At 42.9% G+C, this 16902-nt stretch carries 19 protein-coding genes; 13 read left to right on the top strand and 6 right to left on the bottom strand.

The genetic code is table 11. The features are described 5' to 3' along the window. Window positions 1-7: 7 nt before the first annotated feature. On the bottom strand, window positions 8-361 hold the full coding sequence (locus Q4574_RS11825) for a PilZ domain-containing protein (protein ID WP_303474349.1): 354 nt from the start codon (window positions 359-361) through the stop codon (window positions 8-10). Window positions 362-476: 115 nt separating this feature from the next. After that, window positions 477-2144: an energy-dependent translational throttle protein EttA gene (ettA, locus tag Q4574_RS11820; RefSeq protein ID WP_303474348.1), complete on the bottom strand. Its 1668-nt coding sequence runs from the start codon at window positions 2142-2144 to the stop codon at window positions 477-479. Window positions 2145-2369: 225 nt separating this feature from the next. On the opposite strand from ettA, the gene Q4574_RS11815 reads away from it, so the two are divergent. The 3 genes from Q4574_RS11815 to Q4574_RS11805 all read left to right on the top strand — a co-directional run bounded on the left by Q4574_RS11815 (window position 2370) and on the right by Q4574_RS11805 (window position 5362). Continuing rightward, on the top strand, window positions 2370-3362 hold the full coding sequence (locus tag Q4574_RS11815; protein ID WP_303474347.1) for a Gfo/Idh/MocA family protein: 993 nt from the start codon (window positions 2370-2372) through the stop codon (window positions 3360-3362). 208 nt (window positions 3363-3570) lie between these two features. Continuing rightward, the gene (glyA, locus tag Q4574_RS11810; RefSeq protein ID WP_303474346.1) at window positions 3571-4827 is read left to right on the top strand and encodes a serine hydroxymethyltransferase; all 1257 of its coding nucleotides are present in this window, start codon (window positions 3571-3573) and stop codon (window positions 4825-4827) included. Window positions 4828-4963: 136 nt separating this feature from the next. Beyond that, window positions 4964-5362 carry a rhodanese-like domain-containing protein gene (locus Q4574_RS11805; RefSeq protein ID WP_303474345.1) on the top strand — a complete coding sequence of 133 codons (399 nt, stop codon included), beginning with the start codon at window positions 4964-4966 and terminating at the stop codon, window positions 5360-5362. Window positions 5363-5374: 12 nt separating this feature from the next. Here Q4574_RS11805 and Q4574_RS11800 read toward each other — a convergent pair whose 3' ends face one another. Next, complete coding sequence (locus Q4574_RS11800) at window positions 5375-5854, bottom strand: DUF6265 family protein (protein WP_303474343.1); 480 nt, start codon at window positions 5852-5854, stop codon at window positions 5375-5377. Window positions 5855-5922: 68 nt separating this feature from the next. On the opposite strand from Q4574_RS11800, the gene nrdR reads away from it, so the two are divergent. From nrdR to Q4574_RS11760, 8 genes are all read left to right on the top strand, one after another. After that, the gene (gene nrdR / locus Q4574_RS11795; protein ID WP_303474342.1) at window positions 5923-6378 is read left to right on the top strand and encodes a transcriptional regulator NrdR; all 456 of its coding nucleotides are present in this window, start codon (window positions 5923-5925) and stop codon (window positions 6376-6378) included. Between the two features lie 32 nt (window positions 6379-6410). Then, window positions 6411-7544, top strand: a complete 1134-nt coding sequence (ribD, locus tag Q4574_RS11790) for a bifunctional diaminohydroxyphosphoribosylaminopyrimidine deaminase/5-amino-6-(5-phosphoribosylamino)uracil reductase RibD (RefSeq protein ID WP_303474340.1) — start codon at window positions 6411-6413, stop codon at window positions 7542-7544. A gap of 35 nt (window positions 7545-7579) precedes the next feature. Then, the gene (locus Q4574_RS11785) at window positions 7580-8242 is read left to right on the top strand and encodes a riboflavin synthase (protein WP_303474339.1); all 663 of its coding nucleotides are present in this window, start codon (window positions 7580-7582) and stop codon (window positions 8240-8242) included. Between the two features lie 37 nt (window positions 8243-8279). After that, window positions 8280-9377 (top strand): bifunctional 3,4-dihydroxy-2-butanone-4-phosphate synthase/GTP cyclohydrolase II, encoded by a 1098-nt coding sequence (ribBA, locus tag Q4574_RS11780; RefSeq protein ID WP_303474337.1) that lies wholly within the window; start codon window positions 8280-8282, stop codon window positions 9375-9377. Between the two features lie 65 nt (window positions 9378-9442). Beyond that, entirely contained in the window at window positions 9443-9916 is a 474-nt protein-coding gene (gene ribE / locus Q4574_RS11775) for a 6,7-dimethyl-8-ribityllumazine synthase (RefSeq protein ID WP_303474336.1), read from the top strand. 2 nt (window positions 9917-9918) lie between these two features. After that, complete coding sequence (gene nusB, locus Q4574_RS11770) at window positions 9919-10350, top strand: transcription antitermination factor NusB (protein ID WP_303474335.1); 432 nt, start codon at window positions 9919-9921, stop codon at window positions 10348-10350. A gap of 1 nt (window position 10351) precedes the next feature. After that, the gene (thiL, locus tag Q4574_RS11765; protein WP_303474334.1) at window positions 10352-11317 is read left to right on the top strand and encodes a thiamine-phosphate kinase; all 966 of its coding nucleotides are present in this window, start codon (window positions 10352-10354) and stop codon (window positions 11315-11317) included. Beyond that, entirely contained in the window at window positions 11314-11802 is a 489-nt protein-coding gene (locus Q4574_RS11760; protein WP_303474332.1) for a phosphatidylglycerophosphatase A, read from the top strand. Before thiL ends, Q4574_RS11760 begins: the two co-directional genes overlap by 4 nt. Before the next feature lie 36 nt (window positions 11803-11838). Here Q4574_RS11760 and dxs read toward each other — a convergent pair whose 3' ends face one another. Genes dxs through Q4574_RS11745 form a run of 3 tightly spaced genes read right to left on the bottom strand, consistent with a single transcriptional unit; the run spans window position 11839 to window position 14881 of the window. Further along, a complete protein-coding gene (dxs, locus tag Q4574_RS11755; protein WP_303474331.1) occupies window positions 11839-13701 on the bottom strand; it encodes a 1-deoxy-D-xylulose-5-phosphate synthase in 1863 nt (620 codons plus the stop codon). Window positions 13702-13739: 38 nt separating this feature from the next. Beyond that, window positions 13740-14633, bottom strand: a complete 894-nt coding sequence (ispA, locus tag Q4574_RS11750; protein ID WP_303474330.1) for a (2E,6E)-farnesyl diphosphate synthase — start codon at window positions 14631-14633, stop codon at window positions 13740-13742. Continuing rightward, window positions 14630-14881 carry an exodeoxyribonuclease VII small subunit gene (locus tag Q4574_RS11745; RefSeq protein WP_303474328.1) on the bottom strand — a complete coding sequence of 84 codons (252 nt, stop codon included), beginning with the start codon at window positions 14879-14881 and terminating at the stop codon, window positions 14630-14632. The genes ispA and Q4574_RS11745 overlap by 4 nt, the downstream gene beginning before the upstream one ends. Before the next feature lie 313 nt (window positions 14882-15194). Here Q4574_RS11745 and pomA point away from each other — a divergent pair, with 313 nt between their 5' ends. Further along, the gene (gene pomA / locus Q4574_RS11740) at window positions 15195-15959 is read left to right on the top strand and encodes a flagellar motor protein PomA (protein WP_303474325.1); all 765 of its coding nucleotides are present in this window, start codon (window positions 15195-15197) and stop codon (window positions 15957-15959) included. A 3-nt stretch (window positions 15960-15962) separates the two neighbouring features. Continuing rightward, a complete protein-coding gene (locus tag Q4574_RS11735; protein ID WP_303474324.1) occupies window positions 15963-16892 on the top strand; it encodes a flagellar motor protein MotB in 930 nt (309 codons plus the stop codon). Window positions 16893-16902: the final 10 nt, after the last annotated feature.

The following is a 16902-nucleotide window of genomic DNA, read 5'->3' as shown; positions in this document are numbered from 1 at the left end:
CTTAGGATTAGGAAACTAGTGAGGTTAAGTCTCGCTGTAAAAGTGACATATCGCCTAAATTCAATTCAACTAACTTGCGCAAATCTGAAATACTATCGATATCCATACACTTAATGTGGAAACCCAAACAGTGATTAGCATTGTGCACAATTTCACCGAACATGGTGATCACTTTGCGAGTGCCTTCAATTTCTACATTTAATTCAAATTCTTGCTCTAAATTGCCAATAAACTCATCTGGATAGCCAATAAGCGCCCCATTTAATGAAATATCAATAATGTGGGTATGCCAATGGCGATCTTGCTGAAATAAAATGGCAGGAGCTGAAAAGTCTACGCGATTAAATTGACGTTTTTCCATAGTGATCCTCAACGTTGCCTTTAATAACAATATTTAAGCATAAAAAACGTGTAATTTCGCCCAAGATTTTACCCAAGTGTTTAATTACACGCTATCAATATGAAAGGATCTGAGACTATTTACTAATTTTTTTGTATTTAAGTCGATGTGGCTCCACCACGTCTTCGCCTAAGGTGTCTTTTAACCAGGCTTCATAATCTGTGTAATTACCCTCGTAAAAGTTGATTTTTCCTTCGTCTCGGTAATCCATAATGTGCGTGGCGACCCTATCTAAAAACCAACGGTCGTGAGAAATAACCATGGCACAACCTGGAAATTCCAGGATTGCATTTTCCAGTGCCCGTAAAGTTTCAACATCAAGGTCATTGGTCGGTTCATCGAGCAGAAGCACGTTACCACCAGCTTTGAGCAATTTTGCCAGATGAACCCGGTTACGTTCACCACCAGAAAGATCTTTAATGAATTTTTGTTGATCAGTCCCCTTAAAATTAAAACGGCTACAATAAGCACGGCTGTTTAGTTCAAAATTACCAATGCGAATAATATCTGAGTCGTCGGAGATTTCTTTATAAACGGTGTTCTTCTCGTTCATATGATCGCGAAATTGGTCAACACTTGCTAATTGCACAGTGTCGCCAAGTACTATTTCTCCTGAATCAGGCTGCTCTTGTCCAGTCAGCATGCGAAATAGCGTGGATTTACCTGCTCCGTTAGGGCCAATAATACCGACTATTGCCCCTTTGGGGATGCTGAAAGATAAATCGTCAATCAGCAAACGATCACCATAAGATTTAGATAAACCTGTTACCTCAATAACTTTATCACCCAAACGTTCTCCAGGGGGAATAAATAACTCATTGGTTTCATTCCGTTTTTGATAATCACCAGTAGTTAATTCATCAAACCTTGCCATTCTGGCTTTGCTTTTAGCTTGACGCCCTTTGGGATTTGAACGCACCCATTCTAACTCTTGTTGAATGGACTTTTGACGTGCACTTTCGGTACGCTCTTCTTGGGCAAGACGTTGATCTTTTTGTTCAAGCCAAGAGGAGTAATTACCTTCCCAAGGAATACCTTCACCTCGGTCTAGTTCTAAAATCCAACCCGCTACATTATCAAGGAAATAACGATCGTGGGTTATGGCTACTACAGTCCCTTCGTAATCGTGAAGAAAACGTTCTAACCATGCTACTGATTCTGCATCCAAGTGGTTAGTTGGCTCATCTAAAAGCAACATATCCGGTTTTTCTAGGAGTAGTCGACAAAGGGCGACTCGACGCCTTTCACCACCAGAAAGTTTACTAACATCTGCATCCCAAGGAGGAAGTCGAAGAGCATCAGCTGCGCGCTCCAAAGCATTTTCAAGGTTATGACCATCTTTGGTTTGGATGATGGCTTCTAGTTGACCTTGCTCTTTTGCTAAGGCATCGAAATCTGCATCTTCTTCTGCATATTCTGCATAGACTTCATCTAAGCGTTTTAACGCGTGGGCAACATCTGCAACGGCTTCTTCAATGTTGCCACGCACATCTTTAGTTTCATCTAGCTGAGGTTCTTGAGGAAGATAACCAATTTTTAAATCTGGCGCAGGTCTAGCCTCACCTTCTATATCTTGGTCAATACCAGCCATGATGCGCAGCAGGGTGGATTTACCTGCACCGTTTAAACCCAACACTCCAATTTTTGCGCCGGGAAAAAAGCTAAGAGAAATATTTTTTAGTATGTGTCTATTTGGGGGGACAATTTTTCCCACCCTGTGCATGCTATATACGTATTGTGCCATAGTGCCAATTTAATGAAGGATAAAACGATAGTGTAATCCAGACCGGCTCACAGTCCAATGGCGAACAGAAATTTTTTGCATATCCTTAGGTGCAATCTGGTTAGAAATAGAGCGCTGTTTAACCAAGCTAAAATCGATTAATGTTGAAAATGAAGGCGCTAAAGCTTGAATTTTTATTCTCTGACTTCAGAATAACTAACAACAGGACTTAAACTAGGAAGAAGAATGTTGAATTGGGGAGTCATTGGGCCAGGTGGCATTGCAAATCAATTTGCTACTGCGTTGGCAAGTTCAGTGCAAGGCAAGTTATATGGGGTTGCCAGTCGAAACCTAGCACGAGCGGAGGCATTTGCTCAACAATACCGAGCCACTGTTGCCTATGGGGACTATGAATCTCTAATTGCAGATCCCAATATTGATGTGATCTATATTGCGACACCCCATTCCCATCATTTTCCTATAGCCAGAGCATGTTTGCAGGCAGGTAAACATCTACTTATGGAAAAACCCCTGACTGTAAATGCACAGCAAACTGAGGTGCTGGTGAGTCTATCAGCACAGCATAAATGTGTGTTTCAAGAGGCAATGTGGAGCCGTTTTATGCCTTGTTTCGAGCAACTTAAAGAGTGGATTGAGCAGCAGGAAATTGGCGAATTAGAATACATTAACTCACAAATCGGCTTTGCTTTTTCGCACCTGAAAAATCATCGTTTGACGGATCCCGCTTTAGCTGGTGGCGCTTTACTAGATTTAGGTGTTTACAGTGTGAGTTTAAGTCAGTATTTGTTGGCCGAGTATCCCACTCGCGTTCAGGCTGTGGCCAAGCTGTCTGCAGACGGCGTAGACCAAAATACAATGGTGAATTTGACCTATCCATCCGGTGTGATTAGCCAATTTACCTGTACCATGGCGGCCGAGTGTTCCAATATCATGAGTATTCATGGCAAAGAAGGCTATATTTGTGTTCCAGCCTATTTTTGGAACGGCCGACAAGCGCAGTTATACCAAAACGAGAAATTGATCCGCACGGTGGATTTTCCTCATCCAGTGAATGGTTTTGAATATCAAATAGAGTCCACCATGGAGTCAATCCTGCTCGGCAGACGCTGCGACCCAAGAATGAATCATGCAGACAGTATTAACGTGATGCAAACCTTAGATGTCATACGCCAACAAATAACTCTTAACTATCCAGAATGCATCGAGTCCCTTGATTAAATATTTGGTCATACAAGTTGCGAAGTTGAGTAATTTCAATAGCGCCAATCTAACAGCTATAAATTATACTTAAGGGTTTGGATCATTTTTCCCCAAAGGTATGTACAAAATAATCTAAATGACTAGAATAAGCGCTCATTTTTTATCCCTACGAAGGTGAAGATAGATGTTTCACCCGAACTTTGTGCCGAGTTGTTGAGGAGACACCATGCTGAAACGTAATATGAATATTGCTGACTTTGACCCCGAGTTATATGATGCGATTGTAAATGAAACTCAACGCCAAGAGCATCATATCGAGCTTATTGCTTCGGAAAACTATTGTAGTCCGCGCGTTTTAGAAGCTCAGGGTTCTCAACTTACCAACAAATATGCAGAAGGCTATCCTCACAAACGTTATTATGGCGGATGTGAATATGTTGATATCGCCGAAGATTTGGCCATAGAACGAGCGAAGCAGTTGTTTGGCGCTGACTATGCTAATGTACAGCCCCATTCAGGCTCTCAAGCCAACTCGGCGGTCTTTATGGCATTATTAGACGCTGGTGACACTGTATTAGGAATGAGCCTTGCTCATGGTGGTCACCTTACCCACGGTGCCCACGTGAGTTTTTCAGGTAAAACATACAACGCAGTTCAGTATGGTCTGAATGAAGACACTGGCGAAATTGATATGCAACAAGTAGAAGCCTTAGCACTTGAGCATAAACCTAAGATGATTATTGGTGGTTTCTCTGCCTACTCGGGCATTGTTGATTGGCAGAAGTTTCGTGAGATTGCAGACAAAGTCGGCGCTTACTTGTTGGTTGATATGGCCCACGTTGCTGGTTTAGTGGCGGCGGGGATTTACCCGAATCCATTACCTCATGCCCATGTTGTTACTACAACTACCCATAAAACCTTAGCCGGTCCTCGTGGCGGATTGATCCTTTCTGCTTGCGGTGATGAGACTATTTATAAAAAGTTAAACAGCTCAGTGTTTCCTGGCAATCAAGGTGGTCCTTTGTGTCACGTGATTGCGGCAAAAGCGGTCGCATTTAAAGAAGCGTTAGAGCCAGAGTTTAAAGAATATCAAAAACAAGTGGTGGCAAATGCAAAAGCCATGGTCAGCGTGATGCAAGAACGTGGTTATAAAATTGTTTCTGACGGCACAGATAATCATTTATTTTTACTTGATCTCATTGATAAAGATATTACTGGCAAAGACGCTGATGCGGCCTTAGGCAGTGCAAATATTACCGTTAATAAGAATTCAGTACCTAATGATCCTCGCTCACCTTTTGTCACTAGTGGCTTACGCATTGGTTCTCCAGCCATAACTCGTCGAGGTTTTGGTGAACAGGAGGCGAAGCAAGTCGCCAACTGGATTTGTGATGTGCTTGATGACATCTCAAGCGTTGAAACTATCGAAAGGGTCAAGAAAGAAGTGGTTGACCTATGTGAAAAATTCCCTGTTTACGGGTAGTATTTACGTTAATCGTCACTTAGCCGCTTTTTAAGCGGCTTTTTTGTCTCAAAATAATCGGTAATTGGCTGACTAGCTACTTGGTGCTTTCAATTAAGTTGTTGATAATAAAACTCAACTTTAAATGGAGGCGTGTATGTCATCAGTTGTGTCAAGAGTCCCTGCAGCTTCAGCGGAAGTTGCTAAAGCCCACTTTGCAAGTTTACTCAGTTTAGAAACAGACTGCTGGGATACGCATTTTGCGATCAGCAATAATCGCCAAGATTTTGTGTTACTGGATGTGAGAAGCTCAATGCTTTTTGAAGAAGGGCATTTGCCCAACGCATTAAACTTACCCCATAAAAATATCAAGGCTGAAACCATTCAGATATATCCCAGTGACACTCTCTTTGTCGTGTATTGTGCCGGTCCCCATTGTAATGGCGCGGATAAAGCCGCCCTTAAACTTGCTGAGCTCGGCCGCCCTGTTAAGAAACTCATAGGCGGAATAACAGGCTGGTTAGATGAAGGGTTCAAGCTCGTCATTAATGAGTAAAGAAAATGCCTGTTAGGGCGCATTTTTATTGGACTTCAATTGATAATGCACAGTAAATCCCTTGCCATTACTACCTGTTACATTGACGACCAATTTATTATCTGTGCGTAAGTATACTATTTGCTTGGGAAAGTCGTGATTTGGATTGACGAAAGTAACGGTATTCGAGTCACAATTTTTAGCTTTAAAGGCCACAGGTAGACTATTGTGGCCGACTTTTGCCAAATAGAAGACTTCCCTTTGCATGTGTACTAAACGCATGCTTTCTTGCTGCTCAAGGACGCCAGAAACATCACGGCTGCTGCCAGAGCCGGTGAAGGTATCGTCGCTGATTTTTAACCAATTTTCTTGGGTGTTGCCATCCGGAAGGGTTTCCCAGTCACCCAAAATCCATTGCAGTTTAAGCAGCCCATCACATTTCGAGTCTGCAGCTGTCGCTGACCAACTAAGCGTTATTATCACTAATGATAATAGATAAATTAAACGTTGCATGTATCACCTTTTAACTTTTTTATGCTAGTTTAGCCAGCATCTATAGGTAGTGAAAAGAAAATACGACTATGTTTTGTCCTTTCTGCTCAGAACAAGAAACTAAAGTTATCGACTCCAGGTTGGTTGCCGAAGGTCATCAAGTACGCCGCAGACGCGAGTGCACAACCTGTCACGAGCGATTTACGACGTTTGAAATCGCCGAGTTAGTCATGCCAAGAGTGGTTAAACGTGATGGTTCCAGAGAACCATTTAATGAAGATAAACTTCGTGCAGGTTTATTACGTGCTTTAGAAAAGCGTCCTGTGAGTACGGAAAAAGTCGAACATTGCATCAGTCAATTGAAGTCATCGTTGCGCGCAACCGGAGAGCGAGAAATCAGTAGTGAGTTCTTAGGAGGCCTCATCATGGATGCCCTCAAAGAACTGGATAAGGTGGCTTATGTGCGTTTTGCTTCGGTTTATCGTTCCTTCGAAGACATTCGGGAGTTTGGTGAAGAAATTGCTAAATTAGGTGAGAAACCCTGATTAGCGTATTTATTTAGGAAGTTTGCGACACCATGTCTGCTTTTCATTTTTCGACGCTAGACCATCATTTGATGAGTCTTGCCATTAAGTTGGCTCGTAAAGGGCAATTTACGACAACACCCAATCCAAATGTTGGTTGTGTTATTGCTAATACAAATGGTGGGGTAATAGGCCAAGGTTGGCATCATAAAGCGGGAACTCCCCATGCTGAAGTGCATGCCCTTAAGCAAGCAGGGGAGCAAGCCCTAGGGGCAACTGCCTACGTTACCTTAGAACCCTGTAGCCATTTCGGTAGAACTCCCCCCTGTGCTGATGCATTAATTCAAGCCGGTGTGAAACGAGTAGTCGCTGCTATGGTTGATCCCAATCCTACTGTGGCAGGGAGTGGGTTAAAGCGGTTATCCGAACATGGCATAGATGTCTCTTTCGGGCTTCTCAGCGAGCAAGCACAAGAGTTAAATCGTGGTTTCATTAAACGCATGCAAAATAATCGTCCTTGGGTGAGCGTAAAATTAGCCGCAAGTTTAGATGGTAAAACGGCATTAGCGAATGGACTCAGCCAATGGATTACTGGTCCAGATGCAAGGGCGGATGTGCAAGCACATCGCGCTAGAAGCTGTGGAATATTGTCTGGTTCAGGAACGGTGTTAGCTGACAATCCAAGTTTAAATGTCAGGTACAACGAATTAAATAGTGCGAAAAACCTGATCCAAGAGTCTGAACTTCGTCAGCCCTTACGAATTATTCTGGATGGTAAAAATCAACTGAATGACAATTTGAAAATGTTTGACCTGCCTGGTCAAAACCTAATTATTAATCGTAAACCCAACCCGCTATTAAGAGCCAGCGTAGAACAAGTGCAGATCGCCAGTGTGGGGAATAAACTCGATTTAGCAGCCATGTTGCGGGTTTTAGCTGACAAACAATTAAATGAGGTTTGGGTTGAAGCCGGTGGCATGCTCGCAGGGGCGTTAGTGCAACAAAATCTAGTGGATGAATTGATTTTATACCAAGCGCCCAAACTATTAGGGGACAAGGGACAGAATTTGTTTGTGATGGATGAGCTGACCCAAATGAATCAAGCTAAACGATTAAAATGGTCTAGCGTTAGAATGGTTGGTGACGATTTAAAAATGGTTGCGCATTTTAATCAAACTACTGAATAGAAGAATAAACTTCTGCAAATATCGGATTATAAAACATGTTTACTGGAATAATAGAAGACGTTGGTCATATCGCTAAATTGCAACCTAAGGGTGACGATATTCGTTTGACCGTTGCAGTGCAAAAACTGGATATGTCTGATGTGGCGTTGGGTGACAGTATCGCCACTAATGGGGTGTGTTTAACGGTTGTGGACTTTTCAGATAAACACTACAGCGTTGATGTCTCTCCGGAAACCATTAAACGTTCTGGTTTTGCCAACTACACGGTGGGAGACAAAGTCAACCTTGAGAAAGCCATGCAAGCCAGTTCTCGCTTTGGTGGTCATATTGTCAGTGGGCATGTGGATGGGGTAGGCAAAATCGTGGCTATCAATCCAATCGATCGCTGGTTAGAAATTTGGATTCAAGCACCAGATGAACTCGCCAAATATATCTCCGAAAAGGGCTCTATAACCATAGATGGTGTTAGCCTGACGGTAAATGACGTGGACGGTGCCAAATTTATGCTCACGTTAATTCCACATACATTGCAAGAAACTATTATTGGCAACTACCAAGTCGGCAGCTTAGTGAATTTGGAAGTCGATTTGATTGCCCGTTATTTGGAACGCTTGATTTTAGGAGATAAAGCCGCACATAGTCAAAAGTCGCAAGGCATAGATCTGCAATTTTTGGCGGAAAATGGTTATTTAAAATAACCCTAATTTAATATAAAAGAACAGAGTACCCCCTACAATGGCAATGCACAGCATCGAAGAAATAATCGAAGACATCAAACAAGGCAAGATGGTAATCCTGATGGACGATGAAGATCGGGAAAATGAAGGTGATTTGATTATGGCCGCAGAACATGCGACACCTGAGGCGATTAATTTTATGGTTACCCATGCCCGGGGACTTGTTTGTTTGCCTATGACTGCACAGCGTTGCGAACGTTTGAAGTTGCCCCTGATGGTTGATAATAACAACGCCCAATTCTCAACTAATTTCACTGTATCAATTGAAGCGGCTCAGGGCGTGACTACGGGTATTTCTGCAGCAGATCGAGCGCAAACCATTTTAGCGGCTGTGGATAAAAACGCGAAAGCTGAAGACATCGTTCAGCCAGGTCATATTTTTCCATTAATTGCCAAAGAAGGTGGAGTATTAAATCGCGCCGGTCATACGGAGGCGGGCGTTGATTTGGCTAGGTTAGCTGGCCTTGAACCTGCGTCCGTCATCGTCGAAATATTAAATGAAGATGGCAGCATGGCGCGCAGGCCTGAATTAGAAGTATTTGCCGCAAAGCACAATTTGAAAATGGGCACTATTGCCGATTTAATTGAATACAGAAACTTGAATGAAACGACCATTGAACAGGTGGCAAGTTGTAAGTTACCCACGCGTTATGGCGAATTTGATCTGCATACCTTTAAAGATGTGATTGATGATCAGGTGCATTTTGCCTTGTGCAAAGGTGAAATAGATGGGGATTCAGCGACCCTAGTCCGTGTGCATTTGCATAATACTTTTAACGATTTATTTGGCTCAGAACGATCAGCTCAACGTAGTTTAGGATTACCACAAGCCATGGAAAAAATCGCTGACCAAGGTGGCGTGTTGGTTTTGTTGGGTAAGGAAGAGGATCTGATTGCCCAGGTTAAACAATTTGAGGCTGAAGACATGGGCAGCCGAGCGGTAGCGGGTACATACCAAGGAACGTCAAGAACGGTTGGTGTTGGAAGTCAAATTCTGCGGAAGCTTGGTGTGCGTAAAATGCGTTTGTTAAGTAAACCGAAAAAATATCACGCTTTATCAGGTTTTGGTTTAGAAGTTGTGGATTACATATATTAATCCATTTGGGTTTCCACTGGGTTGTGCTATAATCCGCGCCGTTTTTCTTACAGGGCTTCACAAACATGAATATCATTGAAGGTAATGTTCGCGCAACAGGTAAAAAGTTTGCGTTGGTTGTATCTCGCTTTAACAGTTTTGTTGTTGAAAGCTTAGTTGACGGGGCATTAGACACGTTAGAGCGTGTGGGTGAAGTCAGTGATCAAGATATTACCTTGGTTCGAGTTCCTGGTGCTTACGAGCTACCTATTGTTGCTAAGAAATTGGCTGAACAAAAAAAATATGATGGGATAATTGCCTTAGGTGCGGTTATTCGTGGCGGCACCCCACATTTTGATTTTGTTGCTGGTGAATGCAATAAAGGTCTAGCGCAAGTTTCATTAGAATACGGCATACCCATTTCCTTCGGTGTTATCACTACCGACAGCATTGAACAGGCTATAGAACGTTCAGGTACCAAAGCCGGTAACAAGGGTGCTGACGCAGCCATGGGTGCACTGGAAATGGTTAATGTTATTGCTCAAATAGAAGAGGCATAAACGTGAAGCCATCTGCACGTAGAAAAGCAAGAGAACTTGCGGTACAAGCTGTTTATTCTTGGCAAATGAGTAAAAACCCTGTTGAGCAAATTGAACTAGGAATAGCGACCAGTAACAATATGGAAAAAGTCGATATGGCTTATTTTCAAGAATTGTTGCGCAATGTCGTCAAAGACTGCGAAAACTTAGATAAGACGATGAAACCTTATCTAGGACGTTTACCTGAAGAATTAGATGTCGTTGAAAAAGCGATATTACGTATCGCCACTTTTGAACTTACTGCCCGAATTGACGTCCCATACAAAGTCGTGATTAATGAAGCCATTGAATTAGCTAAATCATTTGGTGCTGACGAGAGTCATAAGTTTATAAACGGTGTGCTTGATAAAGCGATTAAAACCCTTAGAAAACACGAATTATCTTCAAAAGAGTAACGTGAAAGAATTTGACATTATTGATCGCTTTTTTAAACAAGCGCGAGAAACACGCAAGGACGTAATTCATGGCATTGGAGATGATTGTGCAATCACTCGTGTGCCCGAAGGTTTAAACTTAGCCATCACCACTGATACCTTAATCAGTGGTGTACATTTTCCAGAAGATACTCCTCCTGAAGCCATTGCACACAAAGCCCTGGCTGTTAATTTAAGTGATTTAGCTGCCATGGGAGCTGAGCCGGCTTGGTTTAGTTTATCTCTGTCTTTGCCCAACATTGACGAAGACTGGATAGAGGCGTTTTCTCAATCACTATTTGAAGTTGCCAAATATTATTCAATTCAGTTAATTGGTGGAGACACGGTTCAAGGTCCTTTAGCAATCACCATTACCGCCCAAGGTTTTGTCCCCAATGAACAAGCGCTAATGCGCAGTACTGCAAAACCAGGAGATTTAGTCTATGTCACTGGTACCATCGGAGATGCCGGTGCTGGGTTAGATATTAAATTGGGCAAACTGACCAGCTCTGAGCTAGCGGCTAATTATTTATTAAATCGCTTGAACTATCCCGCTCCACGATTACTTGCAGGTACCGCCTTGCGTCGCACGGCAAGCTCTTGTATCGATATCTCTGACGGTTTAGTACAAGATCTACAACATATTCTCAATGCATCTGAGTGTGGTGCTAAAATTCATGTTAAAGACCTTCCCTTATCGGTGGCTTTAAAGGAAACGGTTGATATTGATCAAGCCATTCAATATGCCCTTAGTTCCGGTGATGACTACGAACTTTTGTTTACTGTTAATGAAGAACAAAAAGGTAATCTAGAAACTGGCTTGGCTAACGCCAATATCAATGCCACTTGCATTGGTCAGCTTACAGGCGTAAAACGAAAACTTGAATTAGTTTACGATGACGAGCCTTATGAACAACAGGGTGCATGTTTTGAGCATTTCAGCGCTTGAACGCTGAACAGCGAAGCCGGGTAAGGCTAAGTAATCCTGCTCATTTTCTGGCGCTAGGAGCAGGCTCGGGACTTGCTGCTAAGATGCCGGGTACATTCGGCACCCTTGCCGCCGTCCCATTAGTTTGGTTGTTACTCGAAACTGTTTCCCTTAATGTCTATATTTTTCTGTGTCTAATAGCCAGTGTCGCGGGTATTTGGATCTGCGGCAAAACCGCCGATGATATGGGTGTCCACGATGACTCATCTATTGTTTGGGATGAAGTGGCAGGGATGATGATTACAATGATTGCAGTGCCACTTAGTTGGCAGACCATGCTGGCCGGATTCGTGTTATTTCGTATTTTCGATATTCTTAAACCCTGGCCAATTAGTTACCTAGATAAATACGTACATGGTGGTTTTGGAATTATGGCTGATGATGTGCTGGCGGGCATTGCAGCGTTAGTGAGTTTACATTTATTAGTTCACTTTACTGTTCTTTAACGGGCTATCCCTCCTATGTGACGTTAGTAAACCGAGTCAGTCTAGAAACTCGGTTATTTTAGTCACAATCCCAGCACCGTCTAACTGTAGCGCTTGATACATCTCTTGTTGGGTACCTTGCATAATAAATTCGTCTGGTAGGCCTATTTGCAATAGTTTGCAGTTGTACTTTTGACTCAGTAGATATTCTCCTACAGCACTGCCTGCACCACCTGCGATAGCTCCATCTTCAACACTCACGAATAAATCAACGTCTTGTGCTAATGAATCAATGACTTCCGTATCTAGGGGTTTTACAAAACGCATGTCTACCATAGTTGCACCTAGTTCTTCTGCCGCTTCAAGGGCGAAGGGGAGTAAGGTACCAAAATTTAGAATCGCTACTTTAATACCGTGCCTAAGGGTACGAGATTTACCAATGGTTATTTCGTCCATGGTTTTTTCTATTCTAGCGCCGATGCCCGTACCACGAGGATATCGTACAGCTGCGGGTTGATTTAATTTATGACCAGTGTATAGCATTTGACGACATTCGTTTTCATCAGAAGGAGCCATGATCACGATATTGGGAATGCAGCGCATAAATGGGATATCGAATGCACCTTGATGCGTTGGGCCATCTGCGCCCACTATACCGGCTCTATCAATGGCAAAAAGTACAGGGAGGTTTTGCAGCGCCACATCATGAATTAATTGATCATAGGCTCGCTGTAAAAATGTAGAATAAATGGCGACAACTGGATTTAATCCTTCTTTAGCCAGACCGGCTGCGAAGGTGACTGAGTGTTGTTCGGCGATAGCCACATCACAATACTGTTCTGGGAACTCCTGAGAGAACTTAACCATGCCAGAACCTTCGCGCATGGCAGGCGTGATAGCCATCAATTTACTGTCTAAAGCTGCCATGTCACATAACCATTCACCAAATACATCTGAGAATGTAGGTCCGCTTGGCGCGGACTTGGGCAGACCATTGTCTGCGGGATTGAACTTAGGTACAGCATGAAACTTTATGGGATCTTTTTCCGCCAACTCAAATCCTTTGCCTTTTTTGGTGACTACATGAAGGATTTGCGGGCCCTTAATCGAGCGCATATTACGTAGGGTTTCCACCACGCCTTTTACGTCGTGACCGTCGATTGGGCCAATATAATTAAATCCAAGTTCTTCAAATATGGTGCCAGGTACAACCATCCCTTTAATGTGTTCTTCTGCTCGACTGGCGAATTCCTTAATGGGCGGAACATTGCTTAATAACTTTTTACCACCATCGCGAATAGAATTAAAAAAGTTACCGGTAAGCAGTCTAGCCAAATGACTATTTAAAGCCCCTACATTCTCTGAAATCGACATTTCGTTATCGTTAAGAATAACCAATACATCTTTATTGATGTCGCCACCGTGGTTCAAGGCCTCAAAGGCCATACCAGCGGTCATTGCACCATCACCAATGACTGCGACCACTTTACGATCTTTGCCTTCCTTTTCTGCCGCGACAGCCATCCCCAACGCTGCGCTAATTGATGTAGATGAATGACCTACAGCAAAAGTATCGTATTCACTTTCTGGTGGCCAAGGAAAGGGATGTAAACCGTCTTTTTGACGGATACTTGTCATTTTCTCTCGGCGACCAGTGAGAATTTTATGGGGATAGGCCTGGTGACCCACATCCCAAATCAAGCGGTCAAAAGGGGTGTTGTAAACATAATGAAGGGCAACAGTTAACTCAACAGTCCCTAAACCAGAAGCAAAATGGCCACTGCTTTTACTCACACATGACAAAAGGTATTGACGTAATTCATCAGCGCACTGTCTTAATTGTTCTTGTGGTAATTTACGCAATTCTTCAGGCGTATTGGCCTTTGCCAAGATAGGGTAGTGAGCTAAATCTAGTGTCATGTTTTGCCTAGTATTAATTATGTTTGTGGCGAGCGAGTCTAAAAACGTCGATTAACAACAAAATCGGAAAATTCGCGTAATAACCTTGTATTGTATGGCAAAGCGTCTAACGCGTGAAGTGCTTGTTGATGAAGTTGTTGCAAATATGTCTTCGCACCTTCTAATCCCAACAGTGAAGGGTAGGTGGATTTATTCTGGGCTTGGTCTGATCCTTGGGGTTTTCCAATCACGTCAGAGTCACCTACGATATCTAAAATATCATCTTGAACCTGAAAAGCTAAGCCCAAAGCTTCGCTATATTGGCTCAGCATTTGAGTCACTTCTTGGGGCAGATCATCTGCCAAAATAGTCGCCATTGAAACAGATACTTTAAACAAGGCTCCGGTTTTAAGGTTATGTAGTTGTTGCAATTGCGATTGCGAAATGGGGGCATCTGTTGCCGCCAAGTCTAATGCCTGACCGGCACACATTCCTTGCACTCCAGAAGCTTCTGCGAGCAATTTCACCAATTTTAATTGTTTAGTTGCATCATTAATGACTGATGCAGGCGAAGCAAGTACATCAAAGGCTAACGTTTGTAATGCATCTCCTGCCAAAATGGCTGTCGCCTCGTCAAAGGCAATATGACAAGTGGGTTTACCACGTCTTAGTTCGTCATCATCCATTGCAGGCAAGTCATCATGGATCAATGAATAGGCATGAATACATTCCACCGCAAATGCGGGCACATCCAACTTATCCAAATTCACACCTAGCATTTCACCCGTTGCGTAGACCAAAAAAGGGCGTGTTCGTTTGCCGCCATTAAGCAGCGCATATTGCATTGCTTGGGTCAATCGTAGTGCTGCTGACGTTTGATCTTCAAAATATTGATTGAGTAAATTGTCAATGCGGAGGTGGTAACGTTGCTGATTTTGAACTAAGGGATTCACTCATCTATCCGTTGTTGGTCTAGATCTTGAAGGACTTCCTCTTGATCTTGTTGCATTAATATCTGAACTCGTTGTTCTGCAGCTTTGAGCATTTTTTGACTGTTGCGGGCCAACGCTATGCCCCTTTCAAACTTCGCCAATGCTTGTTCTAAAGGAATATCCCCTTGTTCCATTTCTGTAACCAGTTGCTCTAGTTCCTGCATGGTATCTTCAAACGAATTTTCAGATAGTTCGTTGTTTTTACTCATCTGGCACAGTGTCCTTAATAGCGAATATTTTGAAAGTTGGGAACGATACCTGAGGCACCATTTGTGGTCAATGGATTTTACCTCAACTCAGCATTTTGTATGTAATAAAGGTAATAAAATTCATCGTTCACTTATCCCAAACTTGCACGGTATATGCTATGTTTTCCTATAACTTGGAGATAACTCCTTTAGAATTGGCTTGCACAGTCGATAAAATGGAATAATTCAGTGACTTATCCGGTCAAATGCCTTAAAAAGAGCAAGGTAATCGGGTCTTTTTTCGATTAGCTTATCGAATCCTAGGGAGGACAATGTGGATTTAGCGACCCTTATAGGTATGCTTGGTGCAATCGGTTTCGTCGTCATGGCCATGGTTATGGGTGGCGACATTAGTATGTTTATGAATGTCCCATCTATTCTAATCGTATTCGGTGGTACCTTGTTTGTTGTGTTATCTCAATACACACTTGGGCAGTTTTTCGGTGCTGGAAAAATCGGCGGAAAAGCATTCATGTTTAAAATTGAATCGCCAGACGATTTAATTGAAAAAATTGTAGAAATGGCTGATGCAGCAAGAAAAGGCGGTTTTTTAGCCCTTGAAGAAGCTGAAATTGAGAATGCCTTTATGCAAAAAGGTGTCGACATGCTGGTGGATGGCCATGATGTAGATGTGGTAAGAGATACATTAGCTAAAGACATAGCAATGACAACGGAACGCCACGAATTTGGTGCTACAATTTATAAAGGCATGGGGGATGTTGCTCCAGCCATGGGGATGATTGGTACCCTCATAGGCTTGGTAGCCATGTTGTCTAACATGGATGATCCCAAAGCTATCGGTCCGGCAATGGCGGTAGCACTGCTAACGACTTTGTATGGTGCTTTTTTTGCCAATGTAATTTGTTTACCTATGTCGGTAAAACTCAATAACCGTGCTAATGAGGAAAAACTGAATCAAAGCTTAGTCTTAGATGGCATCATTGGTATTGCTGATGGGCAAAACCCAAGGGTCATTGAAGGGATTTTGAAAAGTTATCTTGCTGCGAATAAACGCGGTGCGGCAACAGAGGAAGAATAGTTAATGGCAGAGCAAGAATGTCCCAAATGTCCTCCTGAAGGGCTGCCTGCATGGATGGGAACCTTTGCGGACTTAATGTCTCTGCTAATGTGCTTCTTTGTGCTTTTATTGGCCTTTTCTGAAATGGATGTGCTGAAATTTAAGCAAATTGCCGGCTCTATGAAATTTGCCTTTGGGGTGCAAAATAAAATCGAGGTTAAGGATATTCCAAAAGGTACGAGTGTTATCGCCATGGAATTTCGACCCGGTCGACCGGATCCCACTCCCATCGAAAATATCCAACAACAGACGGTGGATATGACCCAAGAAATGCTGGAGTTCCAAGCGGGAGACGAAGATTCCGCAGGGGGACGTCAAAAACAACGGGGTGAACAACGAGGTGGGGCAGCACAGCAAACGGCCACCGATCAGTCTTCTTCTTCTGCTCAACAGCAATCTAGTCAAGAGCAAACCAATGAACTGATGAAAAAAGTAGCGCAACAATTACAAAAGCAAATATTAGATGGTTCTATTGAAATGGAATCATTAGGCCAACAAATTATCATTCGTATCCGAGAAAATGGTTCATTTTCAGCAGGCTCTGCGTTTTTACAACCTCAATTCAGACCTATCTTGAATACCATAGGTGAATTATTGGCAGATGTCCCGGGTGAAATTGAAATTTCAGGGCACAGTGATAGTCAGCAAATATCCAATGAATTGTATCGCTCCAATTGGGATCTATCAGCCCAAAGAGCGGTAGCAGTCGCGGAAGAAATAAGAAAGGCTGATGGCTTTGATGAGCAGCGTATGGTGGTTGTAGGTAAAGCCGATACTTCACCTTTATCCACCAATGAAAACTCTGGAGATAGAAGCCGAAATCGTCGTGTGGAAATTGCCATCAATCAAGGGAAACCCATGTATTCACAACCTATTTCGGTGGTTGAACCTTAATATGGGCTTC

Origin of the sequence: Aliiglaciecola sp. 3_MG-2023 (assembly GCF_030548205.1) — a bacterium.
Taxonomy (GTDB): Bacteria; Pseudomonadota; Gammaproteobacteria; order Enterobacterales; family Alteromonadaceae; genus Aliiglaciecola.
This window is presented reverse-complemented; position numbering and strand designations above follow the sequence as displayed.

Bases quoted from the DNA above. Each gene is read 5' to 3' on its own strand.
- Q4574_RS11825 (WP_303474349.1), bottom strand. From the start codon at position 361: ATGGAAAAACGTCAATTTAATCGCGTAGACTTTTCAGCTCCTGCCATT.
- ettA (WP_303474348.1), bottom strand. From the start codon at position 2,144: ATGGCACAATACGTATATAGCATGCACAGGGTGGGAAAAATTGTCCCC.
- Q4574_RS11815 (WP_303474347.1), top strand. From the start codon at position 2,370: ATGTTGAATTGGGGAGTCATTGGGCCAGGTGGCATTGCAAATCAATTT.
- glyA (WP_303474346.1), top strand. From the start codon at position 3,571: ATGCTGAAACGTAATATGAATATTGCTGACTTTGACCCCGAGTTATAT.
- Q4574_RS11805 (WP_303474345.1), top strand. From the start codon at position 4,964: ATGTCATCAGTTGTGTCAAGAGTCCCTGCAGCTTCAGCGGAAGTTGCT.
- Q4574_RS11800 (WP_303474343.1), bottom strand. From the start codon at position 5,854: ATGCAACGTTTAATTTATCTATTATCATTAGTGATAATAACGCTTAGT.
- nrdR (WP_303474342.1), top strand. From the start codon at position 5,923: ATGTTTTGTCCTTTCTGCTCAGAACAAGAAACTAAAGTTATCGACTCC.
- ribD (WP_303474340.1), top strand. From the start codon at position 6,411: ATGTCTGCTTTTCATTTTTCGACGCTAGACCATCATTTGATGAGTCTT.
- Q4574_RS11785 (WP_303474339.1), top strand. From the start codon at position 7,580: ATGTTTACTGGAATAATAGAAGACGTTGGTCATATCGCTAAATTGCAA.
- ribBA (WP_303474337.1), top strand. From the start codon at position 8,280: ATGGCAATGCACAGCATCGAAGAAATAATCGAAGACATCAAACAAGGC.
- ribE (WP_303474336.1), top strand. From the start codon at position 9,443: ATGAATATCATTGAAGGTAATGTTCGCGCAACAGGTAAAAAGTTTGCG.
- dxs (WP_303474331.1), bottom strand. From the start codon at position 13,701: ATGACACTAGATTTAGCTCACTACCCTATCTTGGCAAAGGCCAATACG.
- Q4574_RS11745 (WP_303474328.1), bottom strand. From the start codon at position 14,881: ATGAGTAAAAACAACGAACTATCTGAAAATTCGTTTGAAGATACCATG.
- Q4574_RS11735 (WP_303474324.1), top strand. From the start codon at position 15,963: ATGGCAGAGCAAGAATGTCCCAAATGTCCTCCTGAAGGGCTGCCTGCA.